This is a genomic window from Limosilactobacillus equigenerosi DSM 18793 = JCM 14505 (assembly GCF_001311375.1).
Lineage (GTDB): Bacteria > Bacillota > Bacilli > Lactobacillales > Lactobacillaceae > Limosilactobacillus > Limosilactobacillus equigenerosi.
In genome coordinates this window covers 101,703-117,148 of sequence record NZ_BBAS01000001.1, presented here as the reverse complement: position 1 = coordinate 117,148, position 15,446 = coordinate 101,703, and the positions used below count along the sequence as shown (strand labels likewise).

Below are 15,446 nucleotides of genomic sequence, written 5' to 3'. Positions count from 1 at the left end.
TGTCATAGTTAGGCACTAGGCTTCCGCGTGGCGAACGTAGTTAATATCAGGTCGCGAACCGAGCGTAAAAAGCGACGATAGGCTAACTCAGAAACGGGCTCTGACGTGGCACACGTCGGGGTTCGTTTTCAGTTAGTCCTAGTCGCTTGCTCGGTGAGCGTAGTTAAGACCGGCTGGCGTAATAATAAAAGCAGCGTTGGAACTAGTGAGACTAGTTTCGGCGCTGCTTTTAGTTAGGTGAGTTTTTTTAGTTAATCATCCAACTTCAATAGTTGGGCAATTTTTGCTTCCATTTCATTCGTCGCAATCGTTTGTTCTGGCCGGGGTGTTTGGTCGAATAATGATTGGACGTTTGGCGAAAGTGGTTGCCCAAGTTGGTCAAATAAGGTTTGAATGGCTGCCAAACCGGTAGTGTTGGTGCTTGACCGTTCAGGGCCGTTAAGACGGTTTCGGGGAATTTTGCCGGACTAGCGGTGGCAATAATTACCGTTGGCGTTTGATCGTTCGTGGCTTGTTGGTATTGATGGGTGACGTGTGAAGCCACGGCCGTGTGTGGATCAATTAAGTACCCAGTTTGGTCATAGAGGCGTTTGATTTCGGCGCGGACCTCAGCTTCAGTCGCAAAGCCGGCCGGAAAGGTTTGAGCTAATTGGTCGTGGACTTCCGCCGTGACGGTGTAGTGGCCGCTTTGAGTTAAGTGATCCATTAATTCTGTTACTGCGTCGGCGTCACCTTGATAATAATCAAACAACAACCGTTCTAAATTACTAGAAACTAAGATGTCCATTGCTGGGGCGTTGGTTAAGTAGAATGGCCGTTGGCGATCATAGGTCCCCGTCTTAAAGAAATCGGTTAAGACGTTATTTTTATTAGACGCGCAAATTAAGTGTTTAATTGGTAAACCGAGTTGTTGGGCGTAGTAACCGGCGAGGATGTCACCGAAATTCCCAGTTGGCACCGCAAAATTAACTTGGTCCCCCACCGTAATTGCATGGCGTTGGACTAATTGACCATAGGCGGCGAAATAGTACACGATTTGGGGAATTAACCGCCCAATATTCATTGAATTGGCGGATGAGAATTGATAACCATTAACCGCTAATCGGTGGCCAAAATCATGGTTATTGAAAATTTCTTTGACCTTTGTTTGGGCGTCATCAAAGTTCCCTTCAATCGCAATTGCGGTTAAGTTTTGTCCCCGTAAGCTAAGCATTTGCTTTAATTGCACTGGACTAACCCCACCAGCAGGTAGAAGACAATTACTTGGGTGTTGGCTTGGTCACTAAAACCATGCATTGAAGCTGATCCAGTATCCCCCGAAGTAGCGGTTAGGATAATAATATCTTTACCAACGTGTTCAAGGGTCACGGCTTTGGTCATTAAACGCGGTAAGACTTGCAAGGCGATATCTTTAAAGGCCAGCGTGGGACCATGGAATAATTCTAAGTAATAATTACCATCGTGTTGGGCGGAGACCGGCGCGATTGCGTCATCTTCCCACTGGTCACCATAGGCTTGGTTGACGATGGTGGTTAATTGTTCATCAGTAAAGTCATCAAAGAACCAACTAAGGATGACTTGGGCTAATTCTTGATAGGATAGATTGCTGAGTTGAGCTAAATCAACATCGGGATGCGGAAAGGCAACGGGCACATATAACCCGCCATCCGGAGCGAGTCCTTGGATGACCGCTTGGGCTGAATTTAATGTGTTTTTAATATTTCCGCGGGTGCTACGATATTGCATAATTAAACCTCCGTTAAAGTATTATCGGCATTCTTATTCCATATTGTAACCTGAAAGCTAAGTATGATACAATCTAAAATTAAAATAAGATTAGAAGGCGGAGCGTAACGGAAGATGAAAACCATTCAAATTGGCCTCCTTGGGTTAGGGACTGTTGGATCTGGGGTCTTACAAATGATTCAAGAAAACCAAGCTAAAGTAGCTAAGGTCACCGGTTGTGAATTAAAGGTGAAACGGGTATTAGTCCGGCACCCAGAAAATTACCAAGCGGTTGCTGATCAAGTGGCGTTAACGAGTGACGTTGATGAGTTATTAAATGATGATGACCTTCAAATTATTGTCGAATTAATGGGAGGGATTCATCCGGCCCAAGAATATATTGAAGCTGCACTGAAGCAACACAAAAACGTGGTGACGGCCAATAAAGACTTAATTGCCGTGGCGGGACCACAGTTAAGTCAATTGGCCCAAGCGAATCACTGTGACTTAATGTATGAAGCCAGTGTCGCTGGGGGGATTCCCATTTTACGCACGATTGCCAATAGTTTTGCCGCCGATGAAATTACGGCCGTGAAGGGAATTGTGAATGGGACGACCAATTATATATTGACCCAAATGACGCAACAACATTGGTCGTACGCCCAGGCGTTGTCAAAAGCCCAGGAACTAGGGTTTGCGGAAAGTGATCCGACTAATGATGTGACGGGGAAAGATGCGGCTTATAAAATGGTGATTTTAAGTCAGTTTGCCTTTGGAACGGATGTCCAAACCAGCGACTTTAAAGTCACGGGGATTGATCAATTACAAGCCTTTGATGTTGCCAAAGCCCAAGACTTTGGATATGTAATTAAATTAATCGGGCTTGCGCAAGTGGCCAATGGTGGCGTCTTTGTGGAAGTCGCCCCGGTGTTAGTAGCCCAATCGCATCCATTAGCGGCGGTGCAAAATGAAAACAATGCCGTAATGGTGACCGGGAAGGCCGTCGGTGACACGCTCTTCTATGGTCCGGGTGCGGGGGGCTTGCCAACCGCCAATAGTGTGTTGAGTGATATTACGACGGTGACGAAGAATTTGGTCTTACAAACCAACGGGAACCAATTTAATAACTATCATCAACATTACGTCCCAGCCGCCCCAACGGATGTTAAATATCCATATTACTTATCTTTAACGATGCCGGATATTCCGGGGCAAATGCTACAATTAACGCAAATTATGACGGATTTAGGCGCAAGTTTTAGTGAAATTGCCCAAGAACCAGCTTCTGATGGGGAAACGGCGCACGTGGTAATTATTACGCATACGATGGACGAACAACAATTACACGCCTTTCAAGCGCGAATTGAACAATCACCAACGTTGACCTTACAAGCAGCCTATAAAGTTTTAAATTAGGAGGATGGGATGTTAACGATTAAAGTACCAGCCACGAGTGCTAATTTAGGCCCTGGGTTTGATTCCATTGGGATGGCGGTTTCGATTTATTTAACGGTGAAAGTTATCGAACCAGCGGCGGCTTGGCAAGTTGAGCATGATTTAGGCGATTTACCGCACGATGAAACCAATTTAATTGTGCAAACGGCGTTAAAAGTGGCGCCAGACTTAACTCCTCATCATTTACAAGTTACGAGTGAAATTCCGGTTGCGCATGGCCTGGGAAGTAGTTCGAGTGCAATCGTCGCCGGAATTGAATTAGCCAACCAATTGGCTGATTTACAGTTGCCAGCTGAGCAAAAAGTTTTAATTGCCAGTCAAATTGAAGGGCATCCTGACAATGTGGCGCCAGCGATTTTAGGTGGCCTGGTGATTGGGACGAAGGCGGGAGAAAAGTTTTTAGCGGTTCCTGCCCCAGCGTTACCGTGGGATTTAATTACGTATATTCCGGCGTATAATTTAGCGACTGCGGATGCCCGAGCGGTGTTGCCGGCAACGTTATCCTTTCAGGAAGCGACGCATGCGAGTGCTATTGCCAATACCTTGGCGGCGGCCTTAGTGGCGCAACAATATGAGGTTGTGGCGCAATTGTTAGAACAGGATCAGTTCCACGAACCTTTTCGGCAACGCTTAGTGCCGGAATTAACTACAATTCGCCGATTGGCGCACGAAGCCGGAGCGGTAGCGACGTATTTAAGTGGGGCGGGACCAACGATTATGATATTGAGTGGCCCTGATTGTACGGCCAAGGTGGTCCAAGCAATTCAAGGAGCTGGTTTACAGGCGCCAATTCAAGTATTAACGTCAGTTGCAACTGGGGTTCAAGTTGAGCGAGCGTAAATTATTTTAACAGGTCGGTGAGTTTTTCACCGGCCTTTTAAATTGGGTGCCGCCCGGGTTAGTTGGGAGTGTTACAATGAAACAGATATTGGAATTTAGAGGAGGAAATATTAATGGAACATGAACGGTTAAGCGGGATTGGGTTATGTTTATTATTAGCGATTCCAGCTTGGTGGGTAGGAAATCTGTGGCCGGTTATTGGGGGACCCGTGCTGGGCATTATTTTGGGGATGATTATTACCCAATTGTGGCCTGATAAGGGGATCTTCCAAGATGGAATTAACTGGACGGGAAAAAAAGGTCTTACAAGTGGCCGTGGTACTGCTAGGGTTTGGTCTGGATCTCGGGGTGATTTGGCAAACCGGGGTGACCTCGCTGCCGATTATTGTCGTAACGATTACGGTCGCCTTAGTGATTGCTTATGTTTTGCACCGGACGCTAGGGTTAACGGGGAATGCGGCCACCTTAATAGGGGTTGGTTCTTCAATTTGTGGTGGGTCAGCGATTGCAGCTACGGCTCCAGTCGTTGACGCGGATGATGATGAAATTGCCCAAGCTATGTCGGTAATCTTCTTTTTTAATGTGATTGCGGCGATTTTATTCCCATGGCTGGGGCATTGGCTTGGCTTTTCAACGACGACTGGTCATGCGTTTGGAATTTTTGCGGGAACAGCGATTAATGATACGTCATCTGTCACGGCGGCCGCAGCAACCTGGGATAGTATGTGGCATTTAGGTTCACAAACGTTATCGACGGCCGTGACGGTTAAATTGACACGGACGTTAGCAATTATTCCAATTACCTTTGGGTTAGCACTTTACCAAGTTCGGCAACATCGTGGTAGTGGGGATAACCATTTTAGTTTGAAACGGGCGTTCCCAATGTTTATTTTGTACTTTATCTTGGCGGCTTTGATTACAACAATTAGTGTTCATGGGTTTGGTGCCAATCCAGATACTTTTAACATTTTTAAGCAATTAGCGAAGTTTATGATTGTGATGGCGATGGTGGCGATTGGAATGAATACGGATGTTGTTAAATTAATTCGGACCGGTGGCAAACCGTTGTTACTCGGGGCTAGTTGTTGGTTCGGAATTACGGTGGCTAGTTTACTGATGCAACATTTCCTTAATATTTGGTAAAGATGAGAGCAAATTAGTGTTGAAAACGCTTCGAATGGGTGTATAATACTGGCGATTATAAATATATATTGGCGGTATGAGGAGGTGCAACCATGTTTCTAGCGTTAAAGGAAATGAAGCACGAAAAATTACGGTACGGGCTGGTCGCTTTAATGATTACCTTAATTAGTTATTTGGTATTCGTTTTAGCAGCGCTCGCCTTAGGATTAGCGCAACAGGGTTATCAGGCCTTGGATACGTGGGGCGTTCGAAGCGTAGTGTTGTCGAAGAGTTCTGATCAAGAATTGCGGCAATCAACCTTGACGCCGGACCAAGTTAAAAAGTTACAAGCTGATAATGACAAGACGGCGGTAGTCGGCATTAGTTCGATTATTACGCAAGCCAAGGGCCGGGAAAAAGTAGCGGCGACGTTAGTGGGGACGCCTGAAAATCAATTTGTGGCCAAGTCAGTCCAATTGGCGGCTGGGCACCGAATTAATGGTGATCACCAAGTCATCGTGGATACTAATTACCAAACTAAAGGTTACAAGTTGGGCGACAAGATTACCTTAGGTCCTAATCAATCCAAGTATAAGATTGTTGGGTTTGCCAAGGATTCAATGCTCCAAATTGCGCCGGTGGTTTACACAACTATTCCGGTCTGGCAAGCGAACCGCGGAACGGGGAATGTCTTTGCCGGTAGTGCGGTCGTTTCAAAACAAGCTAAGGTCACGGTTCATGATCAAACGTTAGCTAGTTATCCAATTCAAAAAGTAATTGATAAGTTACCTGGTTACTCAGCCCAAAATATGACGTTTGGGTTCATGATTGGGTTCTTATTAATCATTTCCCTGATTGTAATTGCCATCTTCTTATACATCATTACAATGCAAAAACTCGGTAATTACGCGGTGCTCCGGGCGCAAGGGATGCCAGGTGGTTTGTTAATTCGGGCCACCTTAGCTCAAGCCGTGGTATTAACCGTACTTGGGGTGGCCATTGCGTTAATTGCAAGTGGTTTAACGGCTATGGCGTTGCCAGCGGCTGTCCCAATGGCCTTTCAACCAGTTTGGCTAGCCTTGATTAGCCTTGGCTTTGTTGTGATGTCATTACTTGGGTCATTAATTCCGGTCCGATGGTGGCTAAAGTGGATCCGGTAACGGTGATTGGAGGTTAATGATGCCAGCGATTGAATTAAAAAAATATTAACAAGTTTTTCGGTCACGATTTGGGGCGGGTTCATGTGTTAAAGGACCTTAACTTTACCGCTGAACCAGGTGAATTAGTCTTAATTTTAGGGCCATCCGGGTCGGGGAAGAGTACCTTTCTAACCATTGCTGGTGGGCTTCAAACGGCTGATAGTGGTGAAGTGTATGTCGATGACCAACCCGTAGCAAAGATGAACCGGAAAGCATTAGAAAAAAAATGCGGCTTAACAAAATAGGCTTTGTCCTACAAGCCTATAACTTAGTACCTTACTTAACGGTGGCGGAACAATTTGAATTAGTTGATCGGGTCCGGAAACAAGGAAATCTGAGTGCGACCGAATTAGATCAATTATTGGATGACTTGGATATTAGTCGCTTGAAGAATCAATATCCGGATCAAATCTCTGGTGGGCAACAACAACGGGTTGCCATTGCGCGGGCTTTATACACCAATCCAGCAATTATTTTAGCCGATGAACCAACTGCATCACTGGATAGTGAACGGGTGAAGGAAGTCGGTCAATTATTAGCTAATTTAGCGCATGACAAGCAACGGGCGATTGTGGTCGTGACGCATGACGACCGATTGAATCCGTATGCTGATCGAACATATCATTTGGTCGATGGTGAATTAGTATAGGTTAGGTCGTGAGCCACGCATCAAGGAAGCTGTGGCCTAACGTAGACAAGGCGTTGGCACTAGCAAAGCTAGGGTCGACGCTTTTGTCATAGTTAGGCACTAGGCTTCCGCGTGGCGAACGTAGTTACATCCAGGTCGTAAGGCGGACAAAAAAGCCACCTTATCATAACGTTGAAACTGGCGTTGGCGGATAGGATATCCGTCTGCTGGGTGAGCGAAGTTACAAGGTTGCCGTCGAAAACAAAATAATCCCGGTTCTACGGAGCCGGGATTATTTTTATTGAATTTATCATAACAAAAAGCTCCAACTGAGAAAATTCTCGATTGGAGCTTTTATGTATTATTTGGAATCAATTAAATCACTGGGAATGGGCAAACCGGTTGGGCCATTGGGTGATTAAAGTTGAAGGTGCTTAATTGATCAAAGTCGTTTGGCGTTAACCAAGTCGTAACCCCGCGACCAAGCATTAAGTTCATTTCATATTCGCTTAAATCGTCTTTTTGCGTGAATGGGATGCAGACAATTGGCTTGCCGAGGGCCGTGAACATTCCAAATTCAAAAGCAATCCCAACGTCTTCTTGGTCCATATCGTAAAGGGCAACACAGACATCACTATTGCCGACGGCGTTGATATCATTGTTGTAAGTAGCAACTTGCCATTCAAGCGTCCCGAAGATGCCTTCAGGGTCGTTGTCGATTAACGCATTCTTGTATTGGAAATCAAATGGTTGGTGAATTACCCCAATGGTTGGGTTCTTTTCCAAGGCTGCTAAGGCCTTGTCGACACGGGCTTTTTGTTCATCGTTGAAGAAGCTCGTAGCGAGGTAGATTTTCGTAATTGGTTGTGCATCAATGTTCTTCATAATTTGATTCCTCCAAGGTCAGGGTTAAAAGGACTTAGGCGTTTAAATCGACCATTAATTCAGCATGCTTATTGTCATCAATAGAGCCGAGCTTTAATAATTCATCGTAAATCATCTTTAATACAGTTTGACGATCGGCTTCGTTGGTCATGAAGTCGTACTTGTTACCGTCGATGATTAATAATGGTGAAGCATCGTATTCCGTCTTCCAAACATCGTAGTACTTCAATAAGGTGTGGTAGTATTCCACTAATGATGGGTCGTTTTCAAGTTGTTCGTATTCCCGACCCCGTTTCTTGATTCGCTTGATCATCGTGTCGTAGGAAACATCAATCATGACCATCAAATCAGGTGCCTTCTTGTGAGCGGCGTATGGTAATTCTTCCAACATGTTTTCAAGTAAGGACTTGTAAATGTCGTATTCGACCCGTGTGGCGTTTCCCATGTCCGTGTTCATCCGCATAAAGATTTCATCTTCGTAGATTGAACGGTCTAAGACGTTGTTGTCATCAGCCATGGCCTTTTTAATCATCGCAAACCGACGATTAAGAAAGAAGGTTTGAAGTAAGTATGCGTAAGGGTTTGTTGCTTCCTTGTCCCCGTTGGCGCGTTTTTCAGCCGCAATTTCATTTCCCTTGTAGAATAATGGTAAGACGGGGTTGTCATCGACTGGTTCAAAGAAGGCTTTCGTTCCTAGCTTTTCTGACAATAGGGTGGTTAAACTGGTTTTTCCGGATCCGATGATCCCACTTAAAGTAATCAATATAATCTTCAACTTCTTTCTTTGGAAATATTTCGTCTGTCATCAAGACGCTTTAAACAGTTTAAACTAACCACGGATAAACTACAAGGGAAAAAAATTAAACAATAACCACAATATCTTGTGGTTTAAATTGTTATCGAACGCTATATCTTGTGGTTGGTGAAATGAAAATGGAATGAAAACCTTACGGGGTGTAGTATAAGAGAAATTCAAAAAAATGGGAGAAAAATTGATGAATGAACAAAAGCGATCCCGAACCCAACGCGATATTATTTTGGCGTTAGCTGAAATTTTACAGACGACGACCTTTGAACAAATTACGGTTCAAGCGATTTGTGAAGTGGCGCTAGTAACGCGGAGCACGTTTTATCGGTACTTTGAAGATAAATACGCCGCCGCCGAAGCGTTAATTGAATATTTGGGCATGCGTGATTTAATGGATCCGGTAGATGGGTTGGTGTTGGAACGAGTGCAACGCTTTGTGAGTCGGAATGAAGCAATCATTCGCCATTTAAATCCATCGAATCAACAACGGGCGAATTTCCACGTCGAATTTTTACGGATGGTGGAACGAGCGATGACGTTATTTTATGAAGCGAATCAAACCGTTGAATGTGATCCGATTATTCAAATGTTAAAACAAGCTACGCAACCCGAATTAATGATTAAATTTTTAGCGGGGGGAGTTACGTCAATGATTATTGATAGTCAGCATCGTGATGAAACCCAACAAGCCCAAGCAATTAACTTTATTGTGGAAATCATTAATCAATTAGCGGATAGAGGAGAAAGTAATCATGACGATTGATGAATTAACGCAATCATTAGTTGATACTTATCAAGTTCAACCAGAACAGCTATTTAAAAAAACATCCTGATTATGTTATTTTTCGTCATCAACGAAATCGAAAATGGTTTGCGTTGGTGATGGAAGTGGCGGGGGATAAATTGGGGCGACCAAGTCATGAGCTGAAGTTGATTGTGAACGTGAAAATTGACCCAACGGAAATTGAAATTTTAACCCAAGGCGTCGGCTTTTACCCGGCGTATCATATGAATAAGCAACACTGGGTGTCGATTGATTTAGCTGTCGTCGAGTCAACGACGGTGTTAGATTTAATTGCCCAAAGTTTCAGTTTGACGAACGTTTAGCAATGGTGAATGATGAAAAAATAGTTAAATACGAATGATTTAATTGAGAAATTAAAATAATTGCGTGTTTTTCCGAATGATGTGCGTATAATAACCGTAATGGTAGTCGCAAACAGCATGAAGGAGAAACAGATGCGCGAATTTTATTTAAATCACGATGGTAATATGGATGACTATGCCTCGTTGTTACTGATGTTATTAGCCCCGGACATTCGCTTAATCGGAGTGGGGGTTACGGATGCGGACGGATACGTCGAACCAGCCGTAGCGGCGTCGCGAAAAATTATTGATCGGTTTAATCAACGTCATGATGAAATTACAGTCGCTCAATCGAATTCGCGTGCGGTGCACCAATTTCCAGATGCGTGGCGCGTGGCGGCGTATTCGGTCAATCAATTTCCGTTGCTAAATGAACATGGCTGTGTCAAGACGCCCCTGAGTGATTTACCGGCTCATCAACATTTAATTGAATGTTTGCATCAGGCGACGGGACCGGTAACGTTAGTCTTTACGGGGCCATTAACGGATTTAGCGCGGGCGTTAGAAACTGATCCGACGATTACACATAAAATTGCGACGTTGTATTGGATGGGCGGTTCGCAAAATGGGCGTGGCAATGTTCACATGCCCAACGCGGATGGGACGCAAGAATGGAATGCCTGGTGGGATCCGGCGGCTTGTGCAACAGTGTGGGATTCGGACTTGGATATTTATCAAATTGGGTTGGAATCAAGTGAAGAGTTACCCGTCACGCCGGCAATGCACCAACACTTCGCCACGAATCGGCGCTACCAAGCGTTTGATTTACTGGGGAACATTTATGCCTTAGTTAATTCAGCCGAAGTTGATACGGAATATTATTTGTGGGATGTGTTAACGGTGATGGCGGCGTTGTTCCCTGAAATTGTTACTACTGAAGAAGTGAAATCAACGGTCTTAACCACTGGATCATCCGCGGCTCGGTTTGAGCGTGATGAAACCGGCCGGGGGGTAACCTTAGTCACCCACGCGGATTCAGAAAAATTTTGGCGGCATTACGACCAACTTTGTAAACACGCCGAACTTTTTTAATAAATATCCTTGCAAACTTCGGAATTAGTGATATTATATTAAACAAATATTAAAACGAGATGAGAAAGACGAGTAGTCAGGCATTATTTAACCAGTGAGTCACCGGGAGTGGGAAGGTGATAACCCTGTGGCTGATGAAAAACACTTTCGATCAATTTAACCCAAATGACCATTGTCAGAGTAGGCTTAAACGGATTGCCGAACCGTTACCATCGGACAAGTATGAGATTGTACTTGTGCGGTCTGTACTTGATATGAGTTGGTTAGGGAGTTTCCCTAACAATTTGGGTGGTACCGCGGAAAAAAAGCCTTTCGTCCCAAGCGTAGAGCTGGGACGGGAAGGCTTTTTAATTTTCCCTTCTGACCTTAAAAAACAGGAGAAAAATTATGTGTGGATTTTTAACAGTTAGTGCTGATAAGTATGATATGAGCAAATTTGAAAAATGTTTAGCCCTGGATGCGCGGCGGGGACCAGATATGACGTGGGTTAAAGATGCTGGTAGTGTTAAATTTGGGTTTAACCGCCTGTCAATCATGGATTTAAGTCCGGATGGGATGCAACCGTTTGAAGATCATGGGGTAACGTTGGTCTGCAACGGGGAAATTTATAACTACCAAGCCTTAGAAGCTAAAGTTAAGGATATCCATGAATTTCAAAGTGGCAGTGACTGTGAAGTTTTATTACCACTTTACCGGAAGTATGGCCTTGATATTATGAGTAAGTTGCTTGATGGTGAATTTGCCCTTGTAATGCATGACCAAACGACGGATAAGGTGATGGCGGTCCGGGACCCAATGGGGATTCGGCCAATGTTTTATGGTTACACCAAGGAAGACCATGCGATTGCCTTTGCTTCGACGGCGAAGTCATTAATGCCAATGTGTGATGAAATCTTCCCCTTCCCACCTGGTCATTACTATGATGGCGAAAAGTTCGTCAGCTACAACGACTTGTCATTAAGCCAAGCGATGGTACCAGCGACGATTGAAGAAGCCACGAAGGGAATTCATGATCGGTTAGTGGCGGCGGTTGAAAAACGGATTCACGCGGATGCGCCATTAGGTTACTTGTTGTCAGGGGGCTTGGACTCATCTTTAGTTTGTGCGATTGCCAAGAAGAACCATCCGGATGTACCAATGAAGACGTTCGCGATTGGGATGGACCGCAACCCAATCGACTTGAAGTATGCGCGGGAAGTTGCTGATTATTTAGGAACTGACCATACGGAATTTATTATGACGCGAGATGACGTTTTAGGGGCGTTACGGGAAGTGATTTATGCGCTTGAAACGTGGGATATTACGACGATTCGGGCTTCAATTGGGATGTACTTGTTATGTAAGCAAATCCATGCCACGACTGATTTAAAGGTCTTGATGACGGGGGAATGTTCCGACGAAATGTTTGGTTACAAGTACACTGATTACGCACCAAGTCCAGCGGCCTTCCAAGCGGAATCACAAAAACGGATTCGTGAATTATACATGTACGATGTGTTGCGGGCTGACCGTTGTATTTCATCGAACTCCCTTGAAGGACGGGTGCCGTTTGCGGACCGCGACTTTGTTCGCTATGTAATGGCCCTCGATCCGGCAATGAAGATGAATGTTTATGGTAAGGGGAAGTACTTGTTGCGGCAAGCCTTTGCTGGTCAAGGTTACTTACCAGATGACATTTTATTACGGGAAAAGGCGGCCTTTAGTGATGCTGTGGGGCACTCATTAGTTGATGACTTGAAGGAATACGCCGAAGAATTGTACACGGATGAAGATGTGGCTAAGGCCGGTGAAAAGTACGATTATGCAACGCCGTTTACGAAGGAATCATTATTGTACCGGGACATCTTTGAAGAATTCTTCCCAGGTAAGGCAATGTGGATTAAGGATTTCTGGATGCCAAACAAGGAATGGGATGCCTTAAAGGATGTTGATGATCCAAGTGCCCGGGTCTTAGCAAACTATGGTGATAGTGGTAAATAGGTCGCGAGCCGAGCATCAAAAGCGACGGTAGGCTAACGTGGAAACGGGCTTTGACGTGGTAACACGTCGGAGTCCGTTTCAGTTAGTCCTAGTCGCTTGCTCGGCGAGCGTAGTTACTAATCAGGTCGTGAGGCGGACGTAAAGGCCACCTTATCATAACGTTGAAGCTGGCGTTGGCGGATAGCATATCCGTCGGCGTCAGTTTTGCGTTATGACTTGGTGGCTGTCCGCCGAACGAAGTTACAAGGTTGCCGTAGAACATTAATTATCAACATAAGTTGCCGTTTGAAAGTAGGGAACAAGAAAGAGGATGTGACATAAGTCAGGCAACCTCTTGAAAAAAATCGAACAGCGCAGTACGCGAATGGGCTCGCAACGTCGAAAATTCGAACGATGCGAGCCCTATTCGCGCTTTCGGGGGCGTGAAGACGAACTAAAATTTAGCAATTTTAGTTCTGTCACGCTCCCTTTTGGTCGGTTTATTTAATAGTAGGTTCAGCGCCAATGACCGTTAAATTACCGCTGAATTGCCATTCGTCAATCGTTGCTGGCACAATAAAACTGTCGCCTTTAGTAATTGGAGTAGTTTCATGACCAATTATAATTGCACCCGTTCCGTCAATTACGGATAAGAGGGTGTATGGGGCACCATGATGATGGGCGTTAATCGTTTCTTGATCAACTTGCCACCGAATGACGTGAAAGTTAGCTTCATTTAAAAGGGTTTCAGATTTGCCTGGATGATGAACTGGATCAGGTAAGACTGGATCGTGATGTGGAACCGTTGTGCAGGCAAGTGAATCAGCGATGTGTAATTCACGAGTAGTGCCAGTCGCCGGATCAACCCGATCGAAATCGTAGAAACGGTACGTGGTGTCACTACTTTGTTGAATTTCTAGCACGACTACGCCGGGGCCAATTGCATGCAGGGTACCACTAGGAACGTACACAAAGTCGCCGGTTTTAACGTAGCGCTTTTTGAGAAGCGCCGCCCATTGTTGGTGATTAACCATTGTTTCGAGGTCAGTTTTCGTTTGGGCGGTGTGGCCGTAAATTAGGTAACTGTTTGGTTCGGCTGATAAAACGTACCAACATTCGGTTTTGCCCCGTTCATGGGCGTGTTCATAGGCGTATGAATCATCGGGGTGGACTTGCACGGAGAGTTGTTGGTTAGCATCGAGAATCTTAACTAATAACGGGAAAGTGGTCTCTGTTGGATTATCGAATAATGCCGGTTGTTGTTGGTAGAGTTGTGACAACGTTTGACCACCCCCGGGACCAGCTTTGATTACGCAATCACCATTAGGATGGGCGCCAATGGTCCAAGCTTCCCCAGTTGGTTCTGGTTTGATTGGAAAGTGAAAATCAGTGCGTAATTTTTGCCCGCCCCACATTTTACGATGGAAAACAGGGGTTAAAGTAATTAAGTCAGTCGCATTCATTGTGAAATCCTCCTTGTGAAGTAACTTGACACTGCCAGTGTAATCCATACATAAAATAAATGAAAGCGGTTACCGTTATATGATGATTTTTTGTGAATATCGTTGTCAACCGATTAAAAAAAAGGCGTATAATGAATACGCTTTCAACAAGAGACGAATATAGTGGAAGTGAGGAAGAAAGTATGGTTGGAATTGTTTTGGCAAGTCACGGTGGCTTTGCCGAAGGAATTTATCAATCTGGTGAAATGATTTTTGGTCACCAAGACAATGTTGCGGCGGTGATTTTAAAGCCATCTGAAGGTCCAGAAGATATTTTCCAAAAATTATCAGATGCAGTCGCCTCGTTTGACGATCAAGAAGAAGTTTTATTCTTGGTTGACTTATGGGGAGGAACACCATTTAATCAAGTTTCAAATTTGATGGATGGTCATGAGAAGTGGGCAATTGTATCGGGGATGAATTTACCAATGGTTATTGAAGCATATGCTTCTCGGTTCTCCATGGAATCAGCCCAAGAAATTGCAACCCATATTGTTGATGTAGCTAAAGATGGGGTCAAGACGAAACCAGAAAGCTTGATGCCAGCTGAAGCGACGCCAGTAGCTGAAAAGGCAGCTGATGATCAATCTACGGGAGCCATCCCAGAAGGTACGGTTATTGGTGATGGGAAGATTAAGTATGTCTTTGCGCGGGTTGACACGCGACTATTACACGGGCAAGTGGCAACTGGTTGGACCAAGGCGATGAATCCAAACCGGATTATTGTTGTTTCTGATAACGTTTCTAAGGATACATTACGGAAAGATATGATTCGGCAAGCAGCGCCGGCTGGGGTTCGGGCGAACACGGTGCCATTGAAGAAAATGGAAGCAGTTGCCAAGGATCCACGTTTTGGGAACACCAAGGCGCTGTTGCTGTTCGAAACGCCACAAGATGCCTTGGCTGCTATCAAGGGCGGGGTTGAATTGAAAGAATTAAACATTGGTTCCATGGCTTATAGTGAAGGAAAAGTCAATGTTAACAAAGTGCTTTCAATGAACCAAGATGACATTGATACGCTTCGTGAATTGCAATCAATGGGTATCAAGTTAGATATTCGGAAGGTGCCATCTGATTCGCCTGAAGATCCGGATGCTTTATTAAAGCGGGCACAACAATTAGTGGATGAACAAAAATAGTTAGAA

Annotated in this window: 11 protein-coding genes, 3 pseudogenes and 1 other annotated feature; of the genes and pseudogenes, 10 read left to right on the top strand and 4 right to left on the bottom strand. The window is 44.7% G+C overall.

Going from position 1 to position 15,446, the window contains the following annotated elements; translation table 11 throughout:
- Nucleotides 1-251: 251 nt before the first annotated feature.
- A pseudogene (gene thrC, locus JCM14505_RS00615) lies at nt 252-1,746 on the bottom strand (threonine synthase).
- 114 nt (nt 1,747-1,860) lie between these two features.
- Between thrC and JCM14505_RS00610 the strand changes: the two are divergent.
- The 5 genes and pseudogenes from JCM14505_RS00610 to JCM14505_RS00590 all read left to right on the top strand — a co-directional run bounded on the left by JCM14505_RS00610 (nt 1,861) and on the right by JCM14505_RS00590 (nt 6,990).
- A complete protein-coding gene (locus JCM14505_RS00610; protein ID WP_054652141.1) occupies nt 1,861-3,141 on the top strand; it encodes a homoserine dehydrogenase in 1,281 nt (426 codons plus the stop codon).
- A gap of 9 nt (nt 3,142-3,150) precedes the next feature.
- A complete protein-coding gene (gene thrB, locus JCM14505_RS00605; RefSeq protein WP_054652139.1) occupies nt 3,151-4,020 on the top strand; it encodes a homoserine kinase in 870 nt (289 codons plus the stop codon).
- Nucleotides 4,021-4,133: 113 nt separating this feature from the next.
- A pseudogene (locus tag JCM14505_RS00600) lies at nt 4,134-5,163 on the top strand (YeiH family protein).
- Nucleotides 5,164-5,255: 92 nt separating this feature from the next.
- Nucleotides 5,256-6,302, top strand: coding sequence for an ABC transporter permease (locus JCM14505_RS00595; protein ID WP_225352196.1), 1,047 nt, complete (start codon nt 5,256-5,258; stop codon nt 6,300-6,302).
- A gap of 44 nt (nt 6,303-6,346) precedes the next feature.
- A pseudogene (locus JCM14505_RS00590) lies at nt 6,347-6,990 on the top strand (ABC transporter ATP-binding protein).
- 354 nt (nt 6,991-7,344) lie between these two features.
- Here the strand turns inward: JCM14505_RS00590 and JCM14505_RS00585 are convergent.
- Both JCM14505_RS00585 and JCM14505_RS00580 read right to left on the bottom strand, forming a co-directional pair.
- Nucleotides 7,345-7,854, bottom strand: a complete 510-nt coding sequence (locus JCM14505_RS00585; RefSeq protein WP_054652137.1) for a nucleoside 2-deoxyribosyltransferase — start codon at nt 7,852-7,854, stop codon at nt 7,345-7,347.
- Nucleotides 7,855-7,888: 34 nt separating this feature from the next.
- Nucleotides 7,889-8,617, bottom strand: coding sequence for a deoxynucleoside kinase (locus tag JCM14505_RS00580; RefSeq protein WP_054652135.1), 729 nt, complete (start codon nt 8,615-8,617; stop codon nt 7,889-7,891).
- 232 nt (nt 8,618-8,849) lie between these two features.
- On the opposite strand from JCM14505_RS00580, the gene JCM14505_RS00575 reads away from it, so the two are divergent.
- The 4 genes from JCM14505_RS00575 to asnB all read left to right on the top strand — a co-directional run bounded on the left by JCM14505_RS00575 (nt 8,850) and on the right by asnB (nt 12,820).
- Nucleotides 8,850-9,425: a TetR/AcrR family transcriptional regulator gene (locus JCM14505_RS00575; RefSeq protein ID WP_056995505.1), complete on the top strand. Its 576-nt coding sequence runs from the start codon at nt 8,850-8,852 to the stop codon at nt 9,423-9,425.
- 20 nt (nt 9,426-9,445) lie between these two features.
- Nucleotides 9,446-9,769 (top strand): MmcQ/YjbR family DNA-binding protein, encoded by a 324-nt coding sequence (locus JCM14505_RS00570; RefSeq protein ID WP_225352195.1) that lies wholly within the window; start codon nt 9,446-9,448, stop codon nt 9,767-9,769.
- A 132-nt stretch (nt 9,770-9,901) separates the two neighbouring features.
- Nucleotides 9,902-10,840 carry a nucleoside hydrolase gene (locus tag JCM14505_RS00565; protein ID WP_054652131.1) on the top strand — a complete coding sequence of 313 codons (939 nt, stop codon included), beginning with the start codon at nt 9,902-9,904 and terminating at the stop codon, nt 10,838-10,840.
- Between the two features lie 50 nt (nt 10,841-10,890).
- Nucleotides 10,891-11,163 (top strand) — a binding site (T-box leader).
- Nucleotides 11,164-11,227: 64 nt separating this feature from the next.
- Nucleotides 11,228-12,820, top strand: a complete 1,593-nt coding sequence (gene asnB / locus JCM14505_RS00555; protein WP_054652127.1) for an asparagine synthase B — start codon at nt 11,228-11,230, stop codon at nt 12,818-12,820.
- Between the two features lie 479 nt (nt 12,821-13,299).
- On the opposite strand, the gene JCM14505_RS00550 is transcribed toward asnB, so the two are convergent.
- Nucleotides 13,300-14,262, bottom strand: coding sequence for a type I phosphomannose isomerase catalytic subunit (locus tag JCM14505_RS00550; RefSeq protein ID WP_054652125.1), 963 nt, complete (start codon nt 14,260-14,262; stop codon nt 13,300-13,302).
- Between the two features lie 182 nt (nt 14,263-14,444).
- On the opposite strand from JCM14505_RS00550, the gene JCM14505_RS00545 reads away from it, so the two are divergent.
- Nucleotides 14,445-15,440: a mannose/fructose/sorbose PTS transporter subunit IIA gene (locus JCM14505_RS00545; RefSeq protein ID WP_054652123.1), complete on the top strand. Its 996-nt coding sequence runs from the start codon at nt 14,445-14,447 to the stop codon at nt 15,438-15,440.
- The last annotated feature ends 6 nt before the right edge of the window (nt 15,441-15,446 follow it).